The 24,790-nt window shown below is 42.9% G+C and carries 21 protein-coding genes and 1 pseudogene; 5 read left to right on the forward strand and 17 right to left on the reverse strand.

Going from position 1 to position 24,790, the window contains the following annotated elements; genetic code table 11:
• Positions 1–160 precede the first annotated feature (160 nt).
• From AC2VE5_RS00100 to AC2VE5_RS00155, 12 genes and pseudogenes are all read right to left on the reverse strand, one after another.
• Positions 161–1,546 (reverse strand): ammonium transporter, encoded by a 1,386-nt coding sequence (locus AC2VE5_RS00100; protein WP_486885895.1) that lies wholly within the window; start codon positions 1,544–1,546, stop codon positions 161–163.
• A 193-nt stretch (positions 1,547–1,739) separates the two neighbouring features.
• The gene (locus AC2VE5_RS00105) at positions 1,740–4,418 is read right to left on the reverse strand and encodes a DEAD/DEAH box helicase (RefSeq protein WP_486885750.1); all 2,679 of its coding nucleotides are present in this window, start codon (positions 4,416–4,418) and stop codon (positions 1,740–1,742) included.
• A gap of 131 nt (positions 4,419–4,549) precedes the next feature.
• On the reverse strand, positions 4,550–5,368 hold the full coding sequence (gene proC / locus AC2VE5_RS00110; protein ID WP_486885751.1) for a pyrroline-5-carboxylate reductase: 819 nt from the start codon (positions 5,366–5,368) through the stop codon (positions 4,550–4,552).
• Positions 5,369–5,471: 103 nt separating this feature from the next.
• The gene (locus AC2VE5_RS00115; protein ID WP_486885752.1) at positions 5,472–6,071 is read right to left on the reverse strand and encodes a cell division protein SepF; all 600 of its coding nucleotides are present in this window, start codon (positions 6,069–6,071) and stop codon (positions 5,472–5,474) included.
• A 178-nt stretch (positions 6,072–6,249) separates the two neighbouring features.
• Positions 6,250–6,939 carry a YggS family pyridoxal phosphate-dependent enzyme gene (locus AC2VE5_RS00120; RefSeq protein ID WP_486885753.1) on the reverse strand — a complete coding sequence of 230 codons (690 nt, stop codon included), beginning with the start codon at positions 6,937–6,939 and terminating at the stop codon, positions 6,250–6,252.
• Complete coding sequence (gene pipX, locus AC2VE5_RS00125; protein WP_486885754.1) at positions 6,936–7,211, reverse strand: transcriptional coactivator PipX; 276 nt, start codon at positions 7,209–7,211, stop codon at positions 6,936–6,938. Before pipX ends, AC2VE5_RS00120 begins: the two co-directional genes overlap by 4 nt.
• Before the next feature lie 118 nt (positions 7,212–7,329).
• A complete protein-coding gene (locus AC2VE5_RS00130; RefSeq protein ID WP_486885755.1) occupies positions 7,330–8,700 on the reverse strand; it encodes an anthranilate synthase component I in 1,371 nt (456 codons plus the stop codon).
• A 103-nt stretch (positions 8,701–8,803) separates the two neighbouring features.
• Positions 8,804–9,631 carry a class I SAM-dependent methyltransferase gene (locus AC2VE5_RS00135; protein WP_486885756.1) on the reverse strand — a complete coding sequence of 276 codons (828 nt, stop codon included), beginning with the start codon at positions 9,629–9,631 and terminating at the stop codon, positions 8,804–8,806.
• Between the two features lie 225 nt (positions 9,632–9,856).
• A complete protein-coding gene (locus tag AC2VE5_RS00140; protein WP_486885757.1) occupies positions 9,857–11,008 on the reverse strand; it encodes a glycosyltransferase family 2 protein in 1,152 nt (383 codons plus the stop codon).
• A gap of 110 nt (positions 11,009–11,118) precedes the next feature.
• Positions 11,119–11,442 (reverse strand): annotated as a pseudogene (locus AC2VE5_RS00145) (glycosyltransferase); the annotation flags it as partial.
• A gap of 191 nt (positions 11,443–11,633) precedes the next feature.
• The gene (locus tag AC2VE5_RS00150) at positions 11,634–12,683 is read right to left on the reverse strand and encodes a glycosyltransferase family 2 protein (protein ID WP_486885758.1); all 1,050 of its coding nucleotides are present in this window, start codon (positions 12,681–12,683) and stop codon (positions 11,634–11,636) included.
• A gap of 102 nt (positions 12,684–12,785) precedes the next feature.
• Positions 12,786–14,102: a glycosyltransferase gene (locus tag AC2VE5_RS00155; protein WP_486885759.1), complete on the reverse strand. Its 1,317-nt coding sequence runs from the start codon at positions 14,100–14,102 to the stop codon at positions 12,786–12,788.
• A gap of 464 nt (positions 14,103–14,566) precedes the next feature.
• Between AC2VE5_RS00155 and AC2VE5_RS00160 the strand changes: the two genes are divergently transcribed.
• Positions 14,567–15,517 carry a glycosyltransferase family 2 protein gene (locus AC2VE5_RS00160; protein ID WP_486885760.1) on the forward strand — a complete coding sequence of 317 codons (951 nt, stop codon included), beginning with the start codon at positions 14,567–14,569 and terminating at the stop codon, positions 15,515–15,517.
• Here AC2VE5_RS00160 and AC2VE5_RS00165 read toward each other — a convergent pair.
• Entirely contained in the window at positions 15,500–16,384 is an 885-nt protein-coding gene (locus tag AC2VE5_RS00165) for an energy-coupling factor transporter transmembrane component T family protein (RefSeq protein ID WP_486885761.1), read from the reverse strand. The genes AC2VE5_RS00160 and AC2VE5_RS00165 overlap by 18 nt on opposite strands.
• A 101-nt stretch (positions 16,385–16,485) precedes the next feature.
• Positions 16,486–17,853 carry a ribosome biogenesis GTPase Der gene (gene der, locus AC2VE5_RS00170; protein WP_486885762.1) on the reverse strand — a complete coding sequence of 456 codons (1,368 nt, stop codon included), beginning with the start codon at positions 17,851–17,853 and terminating at the stop codon, positions 16,486–16,488.
• A 111-nt stretch (positions 17,854–17,964) separates the two neighbouring features.
• On the opposite strand from der, the gene bchD reads away from it, so the two are divergent.
• A complete protein-coding gene (gene bchD, locus AC2VE5_RS00175; RefSeq protein ID WP_486885763.1) occupies positions 17,965–19,920 on the forward strand; it encodes a magnesium chelatase ATPase subunit D in 1,956 nt (651 codons plus the stop codon).
• 33 nt (positions 19,921–19,953) lie between these two features.
• Here bchD and AC2VE5_RS00180 read toward each other — a convergent pair whose 3' ends face one another.
• From AC2VE5_RS00180 to AC2VE5_RS00190, 3 genes are all read right to left on the reverse strand, one after another.
• The gene (locus AC2VE5_RS00180; RefSeq protein WP_486885764.1) at positions 19,954–20,193 is read right to left on the reverse strand and encodes a hypothetical protein; all 240 of its coding nucleotides are present in this window, start codon (positions 20,191–20,193) and stop codon (positions 19,954–19,956) included.
• A 309-nt stretch (positions 20,194–20,502) separates the two neighbouring features.
• Positions 20,503–21,636: an NACHT domain-containing protein gene (locus AC2VE5_RS00185; protein ID WP_486885765.1), complete on the reverse strand. Its 1,134-nt coding sequence runs from the start codon at positions 21,634–21,636 to the stop codon at positions 20,503–20,505.
• Positions 21,637–21,682: 46 nt separating this feature from the next.
• Positions 21,683–22,468, reverse strand: a complete 786-nt coding sequence (locus AC2VE5_RS00190; protein ID WP_486885766.1) for an RNA polymerase sigma factor SigF — start codon at positions 22,466–22,468, stop codon at positions 21,683–21,685.
• A 419-nt stretch (positions 22,469–22,887) separates the two neighbouring features.
• Between AC2VE5_RS00190 and prfB the strand changes: the two genes are divergently transcribed.
• The 3 genes from prfB (at position 22,888) to ybeY (ending at position 24,769) form a co-directional block, all read left to right on the forward strand.
• Positions 22,888–24,001 (forward strand): peptide chain release factor 2 gene (prfB, locus tag AC2VE5_RS00195; RefSeq protein WP_486885896.1). Its coding sequence is split into 2 segments (ribosomal slippage): positions 22,888–22,959 and positions 22,961–24,001, totalling 1,113 coding nucleotides; the frame shifts between segments, so codons are not numbered across the junction.
• A 69-nt stretch (positions 24,002–24,070) separates the two neighbouring features.
• Positions 24,071–24,241, forward strand: a complete 171-nt coding sequence (locus tag AC2VE5_RS00200) for a DUF3285 domain-containing protein (protein WP_486885767.1) — start codon at positions 24,071–24,073, stop codon at positions 24,239–24,241.
• Positions 24,242–24,256: 15 nt separating this feature from the next.
• Complete coding sequence (gene ybeY / locus AC2VE5_RS00205; RefSeq protein WP_486885768.1) at positions 24,257–24,769, forward strand: rRNA maturation RNase YbeY; 513 nt, start codon at positions 24,257–24,259, stop codon at positions 24,767–24,769.
• Positions 24,770–24,790: the final 21 nt, after the last annotated feature.

Genomic DNA, 24,790 nt, shown 5'->3' on the forward strand with positions numbered 1-24,790 from the left:
ACTAAATAATTTCAGCAATAATCTCAAAACAAGCAAAGTTTTGTTCGAGCTTTACAGCAAATCATGTCGGTTTACGCTTTAACTCGCTCACCGATCTGCCCAACTTAAGAACTCAAGTAAACTTATAAGCATTTTGTCAGAAGTCTATTGTGCGCAGAGGCTAAGAATTTTGCTTGATATTTATGCCACCAGCAAATTCTTCTCCATAGCCTTCTTCGCCGTGTTCGTGGATATCCATACCTTGATATTCCTCCTCGGCGGAGATCCGCAAACCGACAGTGGCATCAAGGATTTTGAGAATTACAAACGTACCAACGCCAGCAAAAATATAGGCAACAGCGATCGCTGCTATTTGAATTCCTAGTTGATTGAAATTACCGCGCAGTAGCCCATCTTTACCAAGCTCATTGACTTCAACGGTAGCAAAAATTCCGGTTAAAATTGCTCCTACAGTACCGCCCACACCATGCACGGGAAAAGTATCTAAAGAGTCATCAATTTGGAATTTATGCTTGACACTAATGGCAAAAAAGCAGCACACCGCCGTAATGCTACCAATTAATATGGCAGCTAGAGGGGTCACAAATCCGGCGGCGGGTGTAATGCCGACTAAACCAGCAACTGCACCAGTCGCCACCCCTACAGCCGTTGGTTTGCCGCGTAAAATTTTTTCTAAAATTAACCAAGTCAAAGCCCCCGCCGCCGCCGCCGTATTGGTAGCTACAAAAGCAACAGTAGCCAAGCTCCCGGAAGCAAAAGCACTACCAGCATTAAAGCCAAACCAACCAAACCACAGCAAACCCGCACCTAGCAAGATAAAAGGTACGTTGTGAGGAGACGCTAACTGAGTCGGATAGGTTTTGCGCGGACCAATTACCATCGCCGCGACTAGAGCCGAAACCCCAGAGCTAATGTGGACTACTGTACCGCCCGCAAAATCTAGAGCGCCAATGCCGCCGTACAAGCCCAAAAACCCACCTTTTGCCCAGACCATGTGCGCTAGAGGACAATAGATAAAAGTTGACCAAATTAGCACAAATAGGGCGTAAGCCCGGAAGCTGACTCGCTCGACAATTGCTCCAGAAATTAGGGCTGGAGTAATAATTGCAAACATTGCTTGATAGATCATGAATGTTTGGTGAGGGATGGTTGAGGCGTATGACTCTACGTTGCTATAGTTTAGGTCAGCAGCTTTGAGTGCGTTTTCGTAAGCAAAGTTGGGTAGATAGCCTGTTGTATCTACATGACTAACACCGTTAAGACCAAACCATTGCAAGCCACCAATAAAAGGCAACCCTGGAGCAAAAGACAGACTATAACCCCAAAGAACCCAGGTAACTCCGACTATACCCATGAGCAAGAAGCTCATCATCAGCGTATTTAAAATATTGCGATCGCGGACAAACCCGCCATAGAAAAAAGCCAACCCTGGGGTCATCAACAATACTAGGGCAGAGCAAATCAACATAAACCCTGTATCCGCCGCCGTCTGAGCAGTTGTCACCGCCGCTTGAGCATCAAAGGGGGCAGCCAAGGCTGGAGACATTAAAGCGGAGCCTAGCAGCATTAGGGCGATCGCTGCCGTAATCAGTATTTTCTTCACCACTTAATCTAACCTTTTACATCTATCAATTGAGTGCAGTGAATCTCATTGCATCAATATCTTTAACTGCAATTCCGTATCCTACAATACATTTATCTCAATTGAGCCAAATATCGTTGCCGTCAATTCTGCTTTACTAAACCGTTTCATTCACAGGAAAGCGGTCTATTAACTGCACGGCGCGATAAGCATTGCGTTGTAAAGAGGTTGGCAAGTGGGGGACGTAAGGGATCTGCGACAGCAAATCTAAAGTGCGGCGCAAGAGGCGCACCACATCACCCTCATCTAAACTTGTGTGGCTGCATAGTTCAACCCAATCTACCCCCAGCGCCCAATTTTCTAGTAGAGCAACTAAATCGTACTCTAACCAAATTGGTAAAGCGATATTGTAACGGCGTTGCAATTGAAATAGATTCCGACGAGTAGAGCGCAAGCCTGCTAGGGCTTCTTCTACGGGAATAGACAAGGTATAACGCACCCAGGTATCGGGACGGGGGGTTTCGGTAACGATAGCTGCTACCGCCGCCGCCAAACAGTGGGGATCTAATTCATCAAATTCGCCACTAGCTAAAGCAAGAGCGATCCATAATTCATTGTCGCCGCGAATTGCGGCGGCAATCTGACCTAAATCTGTAGGTACTAAGTCTTGCAAACAACCAAATCGCTGCAAAATTTCGATCAGATGTAAAAATTCTTCCCAGTGACGCTGGGAGGTTTTTTCTAATTCTGCTTGCCGGATAGCAAGGTCAGTTTCTAGTTCGATTGCTTTATTGCGACGTTTGAAAAGTGTTGCTGGATTACCTAGTTCGTGTAAGGGATGAGTCTCAATTTGTGCTGTTACTGCTGCAACACGCTGTTGTTGAGCTAAAACTTCGGGCGCAGTGTGAATAATAGCTGCCGAATTAGGAATTAAAGCCGCTACCAGTTGAGATTCTTGGTTTCCTCGGCGAGATTGTCCGGGTTTGATCGGCATTTCTACAGGAGGCAAAAGATCGCTAGAAATTTCTACTGGTGGCAACTCGGCGTGCAAATCTACAACATCGCTAGTTGTAACTACATACCAGCGATTGTCTGCCCCTAAACACACTAGGTAGGGTGCTTGTCCCGCTCCTGGGGTTTTGGCGACTAGCACGGCGGTTAGAGGTACGGAAGTGGCGACATTTTTGCCCTTCAAGCTGAGGAGAGTGCCAGTCATGGCGAAGCTAATCGTTAAACTTAGTTGCTCTATCCGGTCATCGGCGGCTTGCTCTTGTAAAGTTTTTAATAGCTGGGCTTCAACTTTTAGCCGTTGCCGCAACTTTTCATAGTTTTGCAACTGCATCGGATCTACTGATGCAAGCTGCTGTTGAACTTGAGCCAGTTGTGCTTGAACAAGGGCAAGTTCTTCGTATCGGGGTTTTAAGTACAAATTGGAGATATATTGCCCAAAGCTGCGTTCTACCAGTTCCTTTGCTTCTTCGAGGGTGTGAGTTTGTAGTAAGTTCAGTACCATGCCATAGGTGGGCGTAAACTGACTAACTAAGGGGTCGGCTTTAGCTGTAGCCAAGTAGGCGGCTTCTTTTGCCCCTTCAAAGGGTGTTTGCGCAGTGACGACATAGCCGCGCTTATCCATGCCCCTTCTCCCTGCCCTACCTGCCATTTGCAGAAACTCGGAAGCGTTTAATAACCGATGTCCGCGATCGGTGCGTTTGGATAAACTAGAAATTACTGTGGTTCGAGCAGGCATATTTATTCCTGCTGCCAAGGTTTCCGTTGCAAATACAACTTTGATTAGTCCTTGTTGGAATAGTTCTTCGACTAACCCCTTCCATGCTGGTAATATTCCCGCATGGTGAGCTGCAATGCCACGATATAAGGGCTGAACTTGTCCAGAACGCCCTGCATCCGGATTGCGCTGTAAAAATTCATCAATTTGCCACTTCAACTGTGCTGCTTCGGAGGAATTAACTAATGTCAGCGTTCCCAGATCTTCTACGGCTTTATCGCAACCTCTACGGCTGAAAATAAAGTAAATAGCTGGGAGCATATCCCTAGAATTTAGTTGATTGAGTAGGTAAATTATACTTGGTGCTTCAGGTCTTGCACCGTTGCGTCTAGCATCTTTAGCCTTTTGAGCGTCAATGCTACCTCGTTTTGGTCGGAGACGAGGATTAATTTTGCCGCCTTCAAGGAGAGGAAATAAACCTTTGAGATTGCAAAACTTGAACTCTAAAGGTACAGGGCGGAAGTCTGAGTAAATTAGTTGAGTAGGTCCGTGAACCGTATTAATCCAGTCGGTAAGTTGGTCGCTGTTGGCAACGGTGGCAGAAAGAGCAACTAATTGAATTTCTCTAGGGCAGTAAATAATTGATTCTTCCCACACCGTACCGCGTTGGCGATCGTTCATGTAGTGGCATTCGTCCAATACTACGGCTTCTACGCCCTGCATCGACGTGCCAACTTCACCGATGGGAGTGCCGTAAAGCATATTGCGGAAGATTTCTGTAGTCATTACTAAGATTGGCGCTTCCCGGTTAATCGAAACATCTCCCGTCAATAGTCCTACTTTGTCTGCTCCAAATGCGTTCCGAAAATCGCGCAATTTCTGATTAGATAGTGCTTTAAGAGGTGTAGTATAAAATACTCGCCGTCCCCGGCTGAGGGCGCGATAAATAGCGTATTCTCCAATTAATGTTTTGCCCGAACCTGTGGGCGCGCACACCACTACTGACTTGTCTTCGTTTAAAGCCGCGATCGCTTGAATTTGAAATTCGTCTAGTTCAAACGGAAATATATTTTTTAAATCTAGTTCGGGAAATATTTGGGAAACGTCCACTTTTAGTTAGGCGAGAGGCAATATATATTGAAGGCAGATCGGCATTGCCAACTTTTTGGTCTATCAATACTTGGTCTACATTGATTGTAGGGCAAATTATTAATTAAATATTTTGACGGCAAGACCGGAGTTTATTTGCCTAATTCTTGCGATCGCGCTGTGGCTAATTGCACCGCTTGAATCAAAGCCGAGCGCAGCCCACCTCGTTCTAACTCAGCTACGCCAGCAATGGTAGTTCCCCCAGGGCTTGTAACTCGATCTTTTAGTTCGGCGGGGTGAATTTTTGTTGCTTGTAATAACTCTACTGTACCTTTGATGGTTGCAAGGGCTAGTTGCATCGCAATTTCTCTTGGCAAGCCAACTTTTACCCCACCATCGGCTAAGGCTTCCACTATCATTGCGACATAAGCTGGACCCGATCCTGATAATCCAGTTACTGCGTCCATTAAGTTTTCAGGAACTTCTACCACAGCGCCGACGGCGGCAAATATTTGACTGGCGTTTTGGCGATCTTCATCGCTTGTATGAGTACCTAGAGACAAGGCGGTGATGCCTGCGCCTACCGTAGCTGGGGTATTGGGCATTGCTCTAATTACAGGCATTTGGGGAAAGGCGGACTCTAATTGACTCAACTTCACCCCTGCCAAAATCGAAATTATTAATGGTTTTGAGCCGTTTTTAGTCAAAGATTGGTTGAGCAAACTTGCAACTTCTGCAAATATTTGGGGTTTAATCGCCAGCAAAATCGCTGAGGCGCGATCGGCTAACCCTTGATTGTCGGCAGTAGTTACTTGTACGCCGTACTGGTTAGCTAAATAGTGACGGCGCTGCTCATTGGCTTCGCTGACTATCACTTCTTGGGGTTGATAGATTTGTGCGACTATTAAGCGGGATAACAGCGCTTCGCCCATTACCCCGCCACCTATTAAACCAAGCTTGCGTTCGAGCAACGGAATTATCCTTTTACGAGCAGTTGTTATTTTCCCCTGTTTTTGACAGGAGCAACCCTAGCTTACGGGAATTATTGCCCCTTATATAAACATTTAACAACTATTAGCTAGATTGGGCTATGCGCGTAGATTCGGGTGTCCAAGCGGCGGTTGGGGTTGTACTGCGTCCGGCGCGGACTTGAGCTTGCACGACTTCATGAACGCTGCCAGACTGAGTTGTAACTTGAACGCAGAGGGGCGTGAACAAAAAGATACTGTCCCCTACCCGCTCTTGATGACCGTCTATGGCATAAGTTCCACCTGCAACGAAATCTACGGCTCTTTGGGCTTGATCGGGATCTAGCATGGTGAGATTAAGGACTACCGATTTGCGATCGCGCAGGGCTTGAATTGCCTGGGGCATTTCTTCAAACGATCTCGGTTCCATTACTATTACTTCATAGGTGCTATTATTTGTTCCTGGCATACCAATCACATTATTTAGTGGTGTACCCATCTCGGCGTTGTCTGGCGCAACGGAAATTCTTTCACGCATCCGGCGACGTTGGCTGCGTTCTTCTTCTGGCATAGATTGAATTTGCTCTTGCTGGTATGTGGTGCGGTAGCCATCGCCATTACCATTATCTTCATATTCGTCGTATTCGTACTCAATTGGGTCGTTTAGACCCACAAATTCTCGCAACTTTGAAAAAATATTGTTCACTGTTTACTTTCCTCCTGACGATTTACACCTTTAGTTAACTTGTAAAAGCAACTTTTATCAAGTGCAATAGGACAAGCCTAAAAATGCACTATAAATTCTTGCCGAGCAATGCCTTTTTGGCAGTTTATGAATTTATAAGATTAATAACCCATGTTAGTAATTAACGCAACCTTTGCACTTATAAATCTTGTTTGACTACTCGTTCTCCAAACAAAATTCTGCCTAAACGCACCATGGTTGAACCGGAGGCGATCGCGCTTGTATAGTCGTCAGACATTCCCATAGACAATTGCTGCATTTGTTGCAAAGAAGCCCAATTTTGGGCTTGAATTTCCTTAAGCAAGGTGCGAGTGCGGTCAAACACGCTTTTTATTTGACCCTCATCCAATCCCAAGGGCGGAATTGTCATTAACCCACAAATTTGTAAATTGTGACACCGATCTAAATGGGGTAAATCTGCCCATAGCTGAGGTACAGTCCAGCCTGTTTTTTGCGGATCGCTCTCTATTTTTACTTGCAGGCACACTTGAGGTTTGCGATTGATTTCTTCCGCAAGTTTATTTAATTGTTGTGCTAATTTTAAGCTGTCTACCGAGTGAATCCACTGAAACAACTCCAAAGCTTTTTTAGCTTTATTACTTTGCAATCTGCCAATAAAATGCCAGGTAATATCGGTCAAATCTGCTAATTGCAATTGCTTTGCTTGCGCTTCTTGGACGCGACTTTCGCCAAAATCCCGAATTCCCGCAGCGTAAGCTTCGCGCATTGCATCTACAGGCACTTGTTTGCTAACAGCAATCAGCTTGACAGCATCAGGCGGAAAATTTTGACGAATTTGATTAATCCGTTCGGCAATAATCAGACTCATTGGAAAGTGCTTTGCAGAATTTTTTGTAGTTGTTCGTACTCTTCATACTGCCCGCTTCGGCGCAATAGGCGCAAACGATTTTCTAGAAATAACCGAGCTTGCGATCGGCTGACAGATTCAAATTTCATGCCCCCTCCGGACGGTTCGTGGGTAACTAAAAAAAACAAGCGCTGGGCATAGAGGGTAGTAAATAACTCTTGGTGTTGTTCGAGTACGCAAATTCTAGAAAGTAAACCAAAGGTTGGATGATTTATATAGTTTTCTGTGTTCATCAAATCTTGACGCAGGTAACACCAACTTTCCAAAGAATTAGGCAGATTATGCCGATAATAGCTTGCTTTGGGTGCAAAAAGTAGTTGAAATTTTTTTTACCCAGTAGAGGGATTGGATCTAAATACATAAAGCTGCAATCTGGGCTTGGGCTTTTTGCAGAGATTCGTACCATTCAGCTTCGGGATCGCTATCGGCGACGATTCCGGCTCCTACTTGACCCCATACCGAGTTAGTGCGGCTATTTGGAGTTACGAGTAAAGTGCGAATCAAAATATTTAAGTCTAAGTTTCCTCGCCAATCAAGATAACCGCAGGAACCATAAAATAAGCTGCGACGCAAGGGTTCTAGTTCTTCAATAATTTCCATACAACGAACTTTGGGACAACCGGAGATTGTCCCGCCAGGAAACATAGCACGAATTAGCGCGATCGCGGATTGGGGTTGCAAAACTCCGCTTATATTACTTACCAAGTGCATGACATGACTGTAGCGTTCTATGGTGAGTAATTCATCAACTTTGACCGATCCCCACTGACACACTCGCCCTAAATCGTTGCGTTCAAGATCTACTAGCATAATATGTTCGGATTGTTCTTTGAGACTTGCCATCATCTCTTGAGCCAGCCTGTTATCTTGTTCTAAAGTCGCTCCGCGCGATCGCGTTCCGGCAATGGGTCTTGTTTGAGCAATGCCATTATGCAGTTGTACCAGTCGTTCGGGAGAGCAGCTAATTACTTTCCCCCAAGGTGTCTGCCAGAAGCTTGCAAAAGGTGAAGGATTAATTTGCTGCAAGGTGCGGTAAATTTCCCAGGCATCGGTAGTAGTTTGAGTGCCAAATCTTACCGATAGATTAGCCTGAAAAATATCGCCAGCTTGAATATATTTTTTGGCACGTCTAACGGCAGCTTCGTAGTCACTTTGCTCTGTGAGGAAAAAGACTGGAGATGTCTCTGAGGCAAAAGGAACTGGGGGAGTAAGGGATGATGTTAGTTGGTTTGCAAGGGTATCTAGTTGACTAATATTTGCGGCGGCTAACCAGAGAATTTGTTCGTAATGGTCTAACACAGCAAAACTTTCTGGTTGATACCAAAAGGCAACCGGAAACGGCAAACTATCGGCTCTAAGCCAGGGCAATTTTTCGATTCCCCAGGCGGCATCGTACCCCAGCCAACCCAACCAACCGCCAGTAAAAGGTAGCTCCTTGGGGCAGTAATTGAGGTTTTTTTCTACAGATGGTTGGTTGAGGAGTTCGTCAAGAAGGGCAAAAATCTTGCCAATTGGTGGTGTCCACATTTGCAGACATCCATCAACTAGGCGCGGAGATCCGGCACAAATCGAATATCTAGCAAGGGAAGTACGATCGCCTTTTGTCGGTAGAGGGCTTTCTAAGAGCGTACAAATCTCGGCATGACCAAACAAAGCTGCAAAAATCTCCGCGCCCGTACGATTTTCTAATGGTAGTGACTTCCAGTACCAACTTTGTTGCATCAATTTTTCATCTAAATCTATTCAAATAGCTTGCAGTCATTAGCCGAGCCAATAACTGCAAGCTTTGATTTTACATGGCGATCGCTTGCAAAATATTTTTCTATTAAGCTTTGAGCAAATCAAGTGCTTTTTGATTCAATTTTCGCCATTTGCCCACAAACCAAGGTGGCATCATCGGCAAGTTAAGTTTGGAAGTGTGGGGGCAAGCAGTATAAATGGTAGTGCAGTAGGGTAAACTGACTATGCCGCGATCGTCTGCCCATCGAGCGTGTAGCTTCTGCAAATTTGAGAGCAGTTCCTGATGTACGGTTCCTTCTTGAGGAACAAAAGATTTACTTTGGGCGTACCCTACAAGCCCAGTCAAATCTAGCTCGTGCTTGTGCATAAACTTATGACGACGGATGTGCCTAAAATCTGGACTCGACCACAACGGGTTCATTGCACCGCTTTGCTTTTCCCTCGGCGCATTATTTGGTAAAGCTTGAGAAACAATGCTGTTAAATTCTGCAAGAACATCGTTTTTGGCAACCCATTCATTCCAGATCAAAGCTAATCGCCCTGACGGTTTCAAAATGCGATGGAACTCTTTTAAAGTTGGTATTGGCTGGAACCAATGAAAAGCCTGAAAGCAAGTAACTAAGTCAACGGAGGCATCAGATAGATTGGTTTGTTCGGCGGTAGCATCACGATATTCTATTAACGGGTGAGGGTCCGCAGCCATCCTCATCGAGCCATTGGGTTCAATAGCAACAACCTTTACTCCACGTTCAGCCAAAAGGCGCGAGGCAATGCCTGTGCCAGCACCAATATCTGCTGCTGTTAGCGATGCGCCTAGCCCTTTTAAAATGGCTTCAATTGCCGTATAGGGATAGCTTGGACGGTACTTGACGTAGTTTGTTGCTCGGTTAGAAAATAAACTTGTTGAGTTCATAGTTTATGTTGTACTGGCGTGATTTACATTCACAAATATTGCCTGTTGCTTCAGCGATCGGCACTTTGTAAACTATCAATACATAATTTTCTGAAGAAACATCGACTGATAGCAAGGTTACAACATTAGCCAAAAAAGGTTTGAGACACATAGTGTTGGAATTGCGTGTCTCAAGCTTTTTCAATGTATTAAGGTAGGTAAAATCTTGATGACCCAGCTTTGTCTTTAACTCTGGGATGATGTTGTTGCCGCATACTCTCGCAATTGGCTCACAGTCTGGGCTGGCTGCTGCTTAGGCTTGTTTTGATTGTAATTGTTGGTAATGTGTTTATTAACAATTTTGTCGGCGATGACAAGGGTTTTACGGACAATTCTTCTCCATAAAGAAATATTTTTTCCCAATAAAAAGCGGTTTATATACGGCTCGATCAGCGTCTTGTGTCGTCGCCATCCTAGATTATTGTACTTTTTTGTGAAGTACTCGTCTTCCATGAGATTCCATTTGGTACGCAAGTGCTGCAAACTGGCTAGTTCCCAAGCATCGCTCCAACGCAACATATAATAAGCCACACTAGAAAACTCTAACAGAGGTACTGGTGCGTAAGTTACTAGAGAATCTGATTCTAAGTGAACTTTTCTCTTGTGTATCGCCCTTTCGTTGAGCGCGGCTTCTATTACGCCGCCCAAGAACGTGACTAGGGAATCTGGTTCCAAGTAAACTGTTCCACCCGCTTCTACTACTGTCATGTAGAAGTCTACGTGTTCTTTAGTATTCAACATACCTTCATCTAGCTGACCGATTTTAGCAAATATACTTGTACGGACAAACACGCAATGCAACTCTACCAGCCTTGTTTCTCCGCGTTTTAGTCCATCACGCACCTCTGCAACCAATTGACCTTGTTTGTAAATTTTTTCCAAAATCCGCCGTCTGACGCTACCATCTTTGTTTTCTATTACTAAAGTGGATTCTCCGCCAGCATAGTGGACTATTTCATGGAGAGGTGTCCCTTGGCAAATTAATGGGCTGACTACTGTAGCGCTTGTTTCTTCTGCACACTCTACCAGTTTTTTTAACCACCCTGGCGCAACTACTACGTCGTTATCGATAAAGACGACATACTTGCTATTTACCTTAGCTAGACCAATATTACGAGCTTGATTGTTCGACAGGTAGTAATTTGTTCTAATTAATTCAAATCCTTTTTCACGCGCGGCTTGTTCCAAATAACTTTTGATATTTTTTGGCGAACCACCATCTACATAAATAAGTTCAAAAGGAAACTGTGTATGCTTGTAGATGCTCTCCAGAGATTGAGCAGTACTGTTAAAACGCTCTCTTGGCGAGACAACAATTGTAACTTGAGGCTCTATCATTCGCGAATTCTCCACTACTTTCTCCTGATAAAATTAAACGCAATTAGCTTGACAAGTTAGTACAAAAATTCACTTTTTAAAAATTTAGCTAGTAAGTCTGTCCGTTTTAGTTAAATATTTTTAGAATTTGCAAGTTGTTTGTAGTTCATTTCTCTGTTTGCACTAACATTGTCCGTTGCGATCTGTTGATAAATCTCTATTAAGCGATCATTAAGCTGATTGATATCGTAGTGCTTTTCTACATAAGCACGACCTGCTTGACCCATACTTATCCAATCAGCAGGATTTCCTATCAGTCAAGATAATCTCTCGGCTAAACCATCTACATCTCTTTCTGGAACTAACAAACCTGAAACACCATCTTCAATAAGTTCGGGAATGCCACCGTGCAGAGTGCCAATTACAGGCATTCCCATCGCCATTGCTTCTTTTACTATCGCAATCGTCGTCGTTTTGGTTTACGAAACAAACTTGATAGCTGGACTTTACAATTACGAACTTGCCTTAGCGCAACAAGCTCTTTTATAAGTACCGACATACTTTTGCAAGAAGTATGTTGTATTAAGGTAGGTAAAATCTGGACGACTTGGCTTTGTCTTTAACTCCGGGATGATGTTGTTGTAGCCTACTGCGGTTGAGTTCCAGCCTGTACTGGCTGGAACTTAGAGTTGTTGCGCTCGTAGTATTTAGTAATGTACTTATTTGCAGTTTTGTCGCCAGTAACAAAGATTTTACGGATAACTCTTTTCCACAGCGAATTGCTTTTTCCAAAGGAAAGGCGATTTATCCAAGGTTCAATTAGAGTCATGTGTCGTCGCCATCCCAAGCGCTTGTACTTATTTTTGAAGTAATCGTCTTCGGTGAGATCCCACTTGGCACGCAAGTGCTGCAAACTAGATAGTTCCCAGGCATCGCTCCAACGCAACATATAATAAGCCATGTCAGACATCTCTAAAGGAGGTCCCGGTACATAAGTGATGATTGAATCTGGTTCTAAGTAAACCGTCCCACCTGCCGCTACTACTGTCATGCAAAAGTCTACGTGTTCTTTGGTATTGAGCATACCTTCATCTAGCTGACCAATCTGCTCAAATATGCTAGTACGAACTAACATACAATGAAATTCTGCAAGCCCAGTTTGCTCTCGCTTCAAGCCGTCGCGCACGTCTGTAACCGACCGACCTTGTTTGTAGATTTTCTCTAGAATCCGCCGCCGAACATTACCATCTTTATTTTCTACCAGTACCCCTGATTCTCCTCCAGCACAGTGGACTATTTCATGCACTGGTGTACCTTGACAAATTAATGGACTAACTACTGTAGCGCCTGTTTCTTCCGCACAATCTACAAGTTTTTTCAACCAGCCTGGTGTCATCTCTACATCGTTATCTACGAAGACAACATACTTACTATTTACCTTGGATAAACCAATGTTACGGGCTTGATTGGGTGAGAGGTAGTAATCTGTTCTAATTAATTCAAACCCTTTCTCGCTTGCTGCTTGCTGCAAATAGCTTTTGATGTTTTCTGGCGAACCACCATCTATATAAATGAGTTCAAAGGGAAACTTTGTATGTTCGTAGATACTTTCAAGAGACTGGCGAGTATGGTTAAAACGCTCTCTAGGCGAGACAACGATAGTAACTTGATAATCTGTCAATTGCGAATTCTTCATTACTTTCTCCTGGTGAATTTAAATGAAGCTGCTTTACGAGGTTATTAGCAGTTGTTACTAAAAATCTGACTGTTCAAGTTTTAGCTATAAACTTGCTTTTGGTTAAGCGAACCTAAGATTTGTGCTTAGTTTATTAGCATCTTCAGCCATAACTTGTTCATAAACTTCTACTAAACGATCGTTAAGCTGATTGGCATCATAGTGTTTCTCTACATAAGCACGACCTGCTTGACCCATACTTAGCCAACTTTGTGGGTGTTCTATTAGCCAAGATAGTTTATATGCTAGTGCATCTACATCTCTTTCTGGAACTAAAAAACCTGAAACACCATCTTCAATAAGTTCGGGAATGCCACCGTGCAAAGTGCCAATTACAGGCATTCCCATTGCCATTGCTTCTTTCAACGTATTAACAGGAGCATCTTGATTCCCGTCAGAAGCTGTAACGCTTGTCGCCATAAAAATAGAAGATTGAGCGAGAATTTCAACGATCTCTTGCTGTTTTTTCCATCCTAAAATTTTCACTCGATCGCCTACCCCTAATTCATCTATCAATAGTTGCAATTGTGCTTTTAAGGGACCATCGCCAATGATGTTGTATTCAATGCGAAGCTCGTCGGATGAATTATTCATCCCGACAGACTTCGCGTTTTTGTTAGTTTTAGCAAGTTTGGCAACGGCACGGATGCAGTATTCTATACCCTTTTTCTCTATCAAGCGACCAGTAGTGGCAATTCTCACTACACCGTCCGCAGGGAAAGTGCGAGGACTAAAAGTAAATTTACTACAGTCTATACCCGACCCCAATACAAATGTCTTGCTTTGATCGCAACCAAGTTTTAGCAATCGATTTTTGAAGTAATCACAGTTTGCCAGGAAAAAATCTCCAGTTGCAAATAGTTCGTCATAAACTTCTTCTCCTTGTTGTTGGATAACTTCACTGATGTCATAGCCCCGAAAGGATGTAACTAACTTACCTTGAATCGCATCGAGGTCGCGTAGTACCATCATCGCCAGGGCGATAGTGCCAAACTGACAATGAATAATGTCGTAGGGTTTTTTGCCTACTAAAAATTTGGCTTGGTATAGCAGTCGCAAAGACATTGCTTGAGAACCATAAGCGATCGCATTGAGACTCCGCAACCACAGCAAAGGATCTTGATAAAAGCCAAGAGATAGAGCTACACCTTTAAGAGCGCGAACTAAAAGATTCCTTGGTATTTTAGGCACATAGTGCGTACATGAGAGGAGGTTGTATTTTTCTACATCTGGATGCACCTTAGTCGTATCTATGTATGCACTACCTTCAAGTGCATAAATATCAACTGTAAGCCCGCGTTCAATTGAACCTACAATTTGATTCAATATGAATGTTTCCGATAATACTGGAAACTTGGCTACCACAAAAGCAACTCTCATAGCATTTTTTAATTTTTAACTAATTTGAGCAAGCTATTTTTTAGTCCTCTTTTTTTCGCTGTTAAGTTAAGCATACGTAATTTAGCTTGGAGAATTTTTCTTATTTATAGGTATTTTGGGCTTATGTTAGATTCTTTACTTATTTCGGGGCTTTTATAAAGATTTGGCAAAGATGGAATATAAATGTATGGTGCAGACAATTTTTAGGAAGGTTTACTGGTAGCCTCTGTTTGAATTGCGAATTGAGCGCAAAGATTAACTAACGGTTAAGAACTATCAATAATTTGAGTTATAAAAATTACTCAGTCCTAAGCCAATTACAACTTAATAGTTACGTTTTATACAAACAGATTGAGATTGCTATTTTAAACCTCCAAGAGCCAAAAACTAAATGTTAAAAGTTAGTTGCAAATAAAAATGTTCGAGGTATCATACAGTCATTAATTAAAACAAAAAGCAAACCTATGCCGACGGTAACAGTGGTTATTCCTACGTACAATGCCATGGCTTACTTACCGGAGACTTTAGAAAGTCTACTCAATCAAACGTTTAATGATTTTGAAGTAATAATTATTGACGATGGCAGCTCGGATCGAACGCAAGAGTGGGTTGGTAATTTAACCGATGCACGTATAAAGGGAGTAGTACAAACTAACCAAGGTGTAGCTGTAGCTCGAAACCAAGGTATTGCTCTTGCTTCAGGAAAATATATAGCTTTTTTAGATAGTGATGATTTATGGAAGCCAACAAAACTGGAGAAACAAGTAGAGTGTTTGGAAGCAAATCCTGATGTAGGCTTAGTAAATACTTGGATTGAGAATATAGACGAGCAAGGGAATTATTTGACCACTGTGCAAACGCCAGAAGCTGGGAGCAATGCCTGGAACCAAATAATAGAGGAAAATCTAATTTTGTGCGGTAGTGTCCCGATGATCCGGCGCAGTTGTTTTGAAGATGTTGGAGTTTTTGATACTAATTTACTGTCTGCGGAAGATTGGGATATGTGGATTCGCATTGCAGCAAAATATTCTTTTGCTGTAATTAGAGAGCCTTTAGTTTCCTACCGCCAGCATCTCAAAAGCAAATCTAACAACTTACACAAGCATTTATTTCACCGATTAAAAGTCATTGATAAAACATTTCAATCTGTTCCTGCTGACTTGCAATACTTGAAAGATCGAGCTTATGGTCGTGCGTATCTTTCCATAGCTTGGAAACCTCTGCTTCAGAAAGATTATAAAACAGCAAATGCCTACCGCAAGCAGGCATTATTTTATTCTCCTGAGTTGCAAAATAGCGATAACTATAAACGGTTAACTTTGTTAATATACGTAAAACAATACTTGAGTAATGGTATTTATACAAAATTGCGATCGCTATTCTATAAGTTAAGAGGGCTATCGGTAGCCAATTAATTGCAAGGGAAGTAGCCGAGCTATCCAAAATACTACTAAACAAGCGATCGCAATACCATCAATTGTTTTTAGCCGTAACTGCTGCCACTGGACTCGATGTTGATTTGGGCTGGTAAAACCCCGTACTGTCATCGCATTAGCCATTTGCTCGGCTCTTAACAGCAAGTTTTCTAGCAATCGCTCGGCTACTAACATCCATATTCTAATTGCTCCCTTCAAACCAAGCTTTTTCCAATTAATAGCACGGGTATTGACAGAGCGAATCAGGTTTTGGACTTCTTCTAAAACCAAAGGAATAAACCGTAAAGACAAAGTTAGCGTCAAAGCAATTTCTGTAACTGGAACTTTAAAGCGGCGCAAAGGGCGCATTAAGCTTTCAATCCCGGCGGTAATTTCTTCGGGAGCGGTTGTGAGCAAGTAGAGATTGCTGCTGTAAATTAGGGTAAATATAATTGTACTAATACGGATTGCCAAATCAAGCGATCGCCGGGTGATAGTAAATCGATTTATTTGGAATAATACATATTGGTAGTCGGAGGCAGTAGAAGTCGGCTCTACTGATGGTAAGCGGGGTTGGTAGTTGACATCAAAAGAGTCGGGGACAAAAGCACCTAAAAGAAACACAAAACCAGATAGCATCAACAGCCAACCCATTTGTTGCCGCCATGCTCTAAGCGGAATTTTTGCACTTAGAGTAATAGCAATTAGCATTAATACTAAGGCAATCCGCCAAGGCGAACTAGCTAGAATCGGTGCAGCTAAAAAACTTAATAGCCAAATTAGCTTTACTCTAGGATCGAGTTTGTGCAGCCAAGTAATCGGTTGTTCTAGGTATAGCCCAATCGGAAGATTTCGCAGTAAATCCATTTTTAGCTTTTAGCTTGTAGCGCCATAATCGAATCGTAATCGACTTTAGGGCAAAGACGATCGATCAAAATTTTTTTAGTCCAGAGTATTGCTAATTGCTTTTAAACGCGCGTAGCACGATTGGCATTGCTGCCAGTGCTTTCGACATCGCGGACTTTTTTGCTGCGCCAAAACAAGCGGATGGGAGTACCAATAAACCCTAGTTGTTGGCGAAACTGCCTTTCAATATAGCGCTTGTAGTTTTCGTGAAAGCGCGAGGCTTCATTGACAAATAAAGCGATCGCGGGTGGCTGGGTACTAACTTGCGTCCCGTAATAAATTTTGCCTTGACGACCTTGGCGGCTAGTAGGTGGAGAATGCCAGCGCAGGGCTTCTTCTAAGACTTCATTAATTACTGAGGTACTAACTCGGCGTTTGTGAGCGGTGGCTGCCGTATCTGCTAATTCTAAGATTTTTTCTACACGCTGCCCCGTTTTGGCACTCACAAAAATCATTTCTGCCCATTCAATAAAATACAGGCGCTCTTTGAGAGTTTTTTCGTGGTCGTAAATTGTGTAAGAATCTTTCTCGACCGCATCCCATTTGTTGACGACGACGACGCAGGAGCGTCCTTCTTCTTCAATCCGCGCCACCAATTTTTGATCTTGCTCTGTCACGCCATCTTCCGCATCAAGCACTAGCAAAACGACATCTGCGCGGCGAATCGCTTTAAAAGCGCGATTGATGCCAAAAAATTCGGCTCCGTATTCAACGTTTTTCTTGCGGCGAATCCCTGCGGTGTCAATCAAACGGTAAGTTTTGCCATCTCGTTCGATTAAAGTATCGATCGCATCGCGGGTAGTGCCAGAAATCGGACTAACGATCGCGCGATTTTCACCAACAAAAGCATTCAGCAAGCTAGATTTGCCTACATTTGGTCGCCCAACAATCGCGATTTTTATTTCCTCGGTTTCAGGAAGCTGGTCAGTAGGAGGCAAGTAGGAAATTACTGCGTCTAATAATTCTCCCGTACCATTGCCATGAATTCCCGACATTGGGAAGGGTTCGCCTAAGCCTAATTCCCAAAACTGCGCTGCTTGGGTTAAACCTAGTTCAGGAGATTCGCATTTATTGACCGCTAGAACTACCGGGACGCTTTGTTGGCGGAGCCATTGGGCAATTTCTTCATCGGCGGCGCAAATCCCTGCTTGACCGTCTACGATAAACAGGGCGGCACTAGCTTCTTTGAGTGCCAGGGCAGCTTGTTCGCGGATCATGGGTAAAAATTCGGTATCGTCATCAAATACTAGCCCGCCAGTATCGACCACGACAAAATCGCGATCGCCCCAGTAGGCATTGAGATAAGTGCGATCGCGCGTAATTCCAGGTTCATCGTACACAATAGCCGCATTCGTACCTGCCAGACGATTTACTATTGTTGATTTGCCCACATTGGGACGACCGATAATTGCGACTATTGGTAGAGACATAAAAATAAAAGAGGCTGCAAAAAAAATGCTTAGTTATTTATATTTTAGCTGTCTCTTTGGTGAGGTAGTTAAATTTGATATGCTGATCTAAAGCAACTAACGATAAAAACCATGCCCTCTCTCTCAATTCCTACTTTTCCCTTAACGGCGGTGGTAGGTCAAGAAGCCATAAAATTAGCTTTATTGCTAGTAGCTGTAGATCCAGGATTGGGGGGAATTGCCATTGCTGGTAGGCGCGGTACGGCAAAATCGGTGATGGCTCGCGCCCTTCATGCTTTATTGCCACCTATTGAGGTTGTGATAGAGAGCATCTGCAACGAAGAACCAGGAATTGATAGCCTCGATACAAAAGTAATTCCGGCTCCCTTTGTCCAAATTCCTCTTGGTATTACTGAAGATCGGTTGCTTGGCTCGGTAGATGTAGAGCAGTCGGTAAAAACTGGCGAATCAGTTTTTCAGCCGGGATTACTTGCCGAGGCCCACCGGGGAGTTTTGTATGTAGATGAAATTAATTTATTAGACGACCAAGTTAGCAATCAGTTGTTAACAGTCTTAAGCGAAGGGCGCAACTTTATCGAACGGGAAGGTATTAGTTTCGAGCATCCTTGCAAACCCTTATTTGTGGCTACTTACAATCCCGAAGAAGGTGCTTTACGAGAGCATTTGCTCGATCGCATTGCTATTACTCTCAGCGCTGATGCCATCCTGGGTTTAGATCAAAGAGTCCAAGCTGTAGACCAAGTTATTCAATACTCGGCTTCCCCTCAAGACTTTCTGCAACAGTATGACGAAGACTTAGACAATCTCAAAACTCAAATTATTTTGGCGAGAGAATGGCTCAAAGATGTCACTATTAGCCATGAGCAAATTATTTACTTAGTTGATGAAGCAATTCGCGCGGGGGTACAAGGACATAGAGCGGAATTATTTGCAGCTAAAGTAGCTAAAGCGGCGGCGGCGATAGATGGACGAAACAGCGTGAATGCGGAAGATTTGCGCCGAGGGGTGGAACTTGCGATCGTCCCTAGAGCAACCACAGTTCAAACGCCCCCAGAGGACGCGCCACCCCCACCGCCACCACCTCCCCAAAATCAAGAGGAATCCCAGCAAGAGCAAGACGAGCAAGAAGAACCAGAAGAACCACAAAAAGAGGAAGAACAGCCTAGTATTCCCGAAGAATTTGTTTTTGATGCGGAAGGGGTAATTCTTGACCCCAGCGTGTTGTATTTTGCACAAATGGCTCAACGGCGGGGAAAATCTGGCGCTCGGAGTGTAATTTTTTCCGACGATCGCGGACGTTATATTAAGCCGATGTTGCCTAAAGGTACGGTGCGCCGAATTGCTGTAGATGCAACACTACGAGCGGCTGCTCCCTATCAAAAAGCCCGCCGCGAACGTCAACCTAATAAGCGGGTAGTAGTAGAACAAGGAGATGTGCGCGTCAAACGCCTAGTCCGCAAAGCTGGAGCTTTAATTGTTTTTGTGGTCGATGCTTCAGGCTCAATGGCGTTAAATCGGATGCAGTCAGCAAAAGGTGCGGTGTTGCGCCTACTAACAGAAGCCTATGAAAACCGCGATCAAATATCTTTGATTCCGTTTCGCGGCGAACAGGCAGAAGTATTATTACCCCCTACTCGTTCCATTTCCGCCGCCAAAAAGCGGCTAGAACGAATGCCTTGCGGTGGCGGTTCTCCCCTAGCGCACGGCTTGACTCAGGCTGTGAGAGTAGGCACTAATGCCCAAATGAGCGGCGATATTGGGCAGGTGGTAATTGTCGCAATTACCGATGGACGCGGGAATATTTCTTTGTCGCGCAGTTTGGGCGAACCTCTCGCTGAAGGCGAGAAGCCCGATATCAAAGCTGAGTTGCTCAATATTGCGGCAAGAATTCGGGCTTTGGGGATGCAGTTATTGGTAATTGATACGGAAAATAAGTTTATTTCTACAGGTTTTGCCAAGGAATTGGCAGCAACTTCGGGGGGGAAGTATTACCATTTACCAAAAGCCACCGATAGCGCGATCGCATCGGTGACTAAGGGGGCTATGGCTGATTTGCGATCGCGTTAAGCTTTCATCAAGTACAGGCATAATTGCTTTCGCTCAATTCAATATGCGATCGCTTTCTCCAACTTCATCTAACTCTCGGAAACTTGGTTGCGGTCTGGACTCAAGATTAAGCACTTTTTGAACGTGCTTTTGAAATGCTTGTAACCCTCCTCGGTTATCCCAGTTTTCTCTAAACTTGGGAGTTTCCAACTGCATAACTTTACCTCCTTCAAGACGGACATCATAATCAAACACTATGTTTTGCTCTGGAGGGGTATCCCAATAATTCACCATCCAAACTGCTTGGACTAGACGGCAAATATTAAAGTCCTTACCAATGCAATTATCATACAGAGTATTATTTAGAATTTTTACAATATGAGTTACTTTCGTACGCTGTCTTAAAAGTATAAGCTCACCTTCTCTTGGCTTATAAGCATTGTCTTTGCAATCTTTTTTCCAATGTAATGGAAATATTTTCAAATCTGGCTCGATGTCTTGATAAGCCCAGTATTTATCATCACCGTTATGGTTTGTTTACATTCTTAGTCCACTTTAATGTTGTTAAGTTCATGTTTTTATCCCCTTTAAAGTAGTGTTTTTTTACTTATTTGTTTGCTGCCACATATCAAAGGGAATTAATATATTGTCGGCGATTTCTTCGCGCACCGGGCGGCTGACATAGCGAGAATGATTGACACAATCTGCCAATAGCTTATTGGCGTAGTAATATTGCTTTAATACTTGCTTTTGATGCTTGCTAAACTGACAATTTTTTAGTTCTTGAGTGTAAATGTGTAAGTGAGAGGTATTTAACCCAATATCGTAGGCAAAATCATTGTCTAACGCTAAGGCAAAATCAAAGTCAAGGTTGAGGATAAATTCTAAAGATAAGGCGCGGAAAGCTGAAGCTTTGTAAGGTGCTTTGATTTCAAGGGCTTTTTGGGTATTCCATTTGAGGAAATGCAATAAAATTTCGTCCTTAGCAACTAACGCATTAGCTCGGTGTCTGATTGAATTAAGTAGATAGTCAGCGTTGCGTAACATCCCAGCTAACAATAAAAATACTTCTTGCCAGCGATTTTCTGTTAATTTATCTACTAAATTTTGTAGAGATTTTTCTAATTGTTGAGGAGTAGAGCTATTGGCAATTTCTCTAGCTGTAAAATACTCGTGTAGTGCCAAATCGGAAAACGAGTAAATACCTTTTGACTGCTGGACAATTACCCCATGTTGGGACTCAATAGATTTTAATACTGCCTTGCTGTTGAGTTGTAATTCCTGAATATTGGTTGTAGCATTGGGTAAATTATTAATGTAATCGCTAATATATTCTTCTACGGCTTGCTGTGTAAAAAAGTAATCACCACTAGCAAAGGTTTTGGAAGCAATATAACTCAGCAAATCTTGCTTACTCTGCAAGGAGATTTTTTTGTATATTTCACTTCCTTCTGTATCGCAGTTGCTATCCCATTGTTTTAGTAATATTTCTACTCCATCACTGTAAAATTGCGAGTTGTTTAATGGAAATTCAGAATTTTCTTCACATACCAAGTCCAGCATTGTTAATAGTAAGGAACTTGTATCATCCTTGATACCTTTACATTTGCTATTATTTTCTGCTTTAGCTATTTTTTTATTTTCCACCCATTTATGCGTGAAGTTAGTGATATGTATTTTGTCTATAGTCATTAATTTTGAAATATTTAGTTCTAAAGTATTAGCTATGTTTTTCATAATCAGATTTTCTAAAATTGTTTGCTTGAAAAGTTAAAACCGATTTTTAAGCGCCAGTTTGCATCATTTGGGATTGAAGTAAAGATACCAATTGCTCTTTCCCTCTTTGCAAGTATCTAGTCACTGTCATTGGACTAATGCCAATTCTTTTTGCGGCTTCTTTGCGTGAAAGTTCTTTAAGAAATACAAATTCAACGGCAGTTCTAGTGTTCTCTTCTAATTGACTCATTGCGCCGTGTAATTGTTCTCGATCTTCAGCTTGTTGTTGCATGGTATTAGCTTGTCTATCAGGCAAAATATCACCCAAAGTTAATGCACAATCAATATTTTGTACTACCGTGCTATCTAAACTTAAAGCCATGCGATTTTGAGCGGCTAATTTGCTGTCGTACCATTCTTGAATAGACACATTAAGCTGACGCGCAAGTTCCGTATCTGTTGGACAACGACCTAAAGTTATTGTTAATTCTTTACGAACTTTTTGCCCCTGGTTATAAACTTCTTGCCAACGGCGGGGGATTTTTACAAGTCCAGCGCGATCGCGTAAAAAATGCATGATTTCGCCGCGAATATAAGGTACGGCAAAAGAACTAAAAGCATAGCCTTGTTTGGGATTAAAACGCTCAATAGCACGGATTAAACCAAAATAACCAATCTGCTCCAAATCTTCATAAGGTTCGGTACATTGATGGCTAAATTGATGGGCGCTTTTGCGTACTAACCCGGCGTGTAAATTGACTAATCTATTGCGAAGTTCAATAGAGGGATTTTGATAATATGCAACTAATAATTCTAGGCTGTTGGACTTGATACAAGATTGAGTTGCCGTCATATAAATCCTACTTTAAATAATAATCTCTATCACTTAGTAATAATTGAGGACTTGCTGCTTGAACTTTCCTCAAATCCCTGAGATTATTGTCCGTAGAATAGCCGGAACAAACCATCGTTGTTTTACTGAAATTCCCAAAGAGCTTACGGGCTAGAAGCGCATTTCTACGTATATTCTCTGAGTAATTGAATAAATGATTAAGTTTAATTGAGGAAACAAGCGTTGCCGATTGAAGAAACAGAAGATTCGTGTTTAGCAGATTCGAGGTATTAAAGTCTATCTAGCTTTGAGTAAAGTCTTCCGGAGGGATACTCCCCCCGGAGAGCTTTACGTAAATACAACCTCCGTACTCATTGCCTCAGACTCAGCTAGGGCTAAAATAGACAATGCACGTATATGTAAACAAAAGCGCGATCGCTATGGACATTTTAGATATCAAGCGCGAAGTTGCCACGTTGTCTAGCCGCCTGGGTAAAACTCAGGACTATCTTTGACATTCCTGCACTCAACGCGAAAATTCAAGACTTAGAACAAGTAGCTTCAGTGCCAGAATTTTGGGAAGACCAAGATGCGGCGCAAAAGACTTTACAAGAGCTTAACAACCTTAAAGACCACCATCAGCAATATCATAAGTGGCAAGCTAGTTTAGAGGATGCCAAGGCGGTTTTAGAGCTATTAGAGCTAGAAAATGATGTAGGGCTACTTGCTGAAGCTCAAACAAACCTCCACAACCTTAGCCGCGAACTCGACCAATGGGAGTTGCAACAACTGCTATCAGGTACTTATGACGAAAAAGGCGCAGTTTTGACAATCAATGCTGGCGCGGGGGGTACGGATGCTCAAGATTGGGCAGAAATGCTATTGAGAATGTACACTCGTTGGGCAGAAACACGGGGCTATAAAGTCAACTTAGCAGAAATTTCCCAGGGAGATGAAGCAGGGTTAAAGTCTGCCACTGTAGAAATTTCTGGGCGGTATGCTTACGGCTATTTGCGATCGGAAAAAGGTACTCATCGTTTGGTGCGAATTTCGCCATTTAATGCCAACGACAAGCGACAAACAAGTTTTGCTGGGGTGGAAATAATGCCTCTGATTGACAACACTGTTCAATTAGATATTCCGGAAAAAGATTTGGAAATTACGACAACTCGCGCGGGTGGTAAAGGTGGGCAAAATGTCAACAAAGTAGAAACTGCTGTTAGAATCGTCCATATTCCGACGGGGGTTGCTGTGCGCTGTACCCAAGAACGAAGTCAACTGCAAAATAAAGAGAAAGCCTTGGCGATTTTAAAAGCAAAGCTGTTAATTATTGCAGAAGAGCAACGCGCGCAAGAAATTGCCGAAATTCGCGGCGATATAGTAGAAGCAGCTTGGGGAAATCAGATCCGCAATTACGTGTTTCATCCGTACCAAATGGTAAAAGATTTACGAACTAATGTGGAGACAACGGCGGTTACGGATGTGATGAATGGGGAAATTGATTTATTTATCCAAGCTTATTTGCGGCAAGAAAATCACTTAGTCAATAGCTAAAGACATTTTCTGCGGATCTAGGGTCTGTTAAATTGATGAAGTAAATAGTTTTAGAAGTAAAAGGCAATTATGAACGCACCAACTACAGAGAAACCAGAACAAGCAGAAGCAAAATCAAGTTATGTTAAGCTTGCCATGCGGAATATGGTACAGAAGCGAGGAACTTCTTTAAAACATTTTGCCTTAACAACGATCGCTTTATTAGCAGTGTTGGTAGGGCTTGCCTACTTGACGCGCTAACCAAATGGAGAAAAGGTGGAAGTAGAAGTAAGCGTACAAGACAGCCGCATTGATGAATCTTTAGAGTTACAGACAGATGCCAGCACTCCTTGGGAAACATGGTTTGAGTGCTGGATGGAGGACTTAAAATCTCAATTGCCCGTAGCGAATAATTATGAGCTTAGTTTGCGCTTAACTAACGATGCCCAAATTAGAGTTCTTAACTACCAATACCGCCAGCAAGATAAACCAACCGATGTACTGGCTTTTGCGGCTTTAGAAGTAGATTTTCCCATGAGTGAAGAAATGCGATCGCATCTGCCGCTATATCTTGGTGATATTGTTATTTCAGTAGATACCGCCAATCGCCAAGCTACTCAACAAGCGCATTCACTGCAAACAGAATTAGCATGGCTTGCAACTCACGGTCTACTGCATCTAGTAGGTTGGGATCATCCTGATGAAACTAGCTTATTACTGATGCTAGAGCGGCAAGCAGTTTTATTACAACTTATCGGGCTGACTATCAATGGCGAATATAATCTCTAAATCTAGATCAATATATTAATT

This window comes from Aliterella sp. E5.1 (assembly GCF_057473825.1).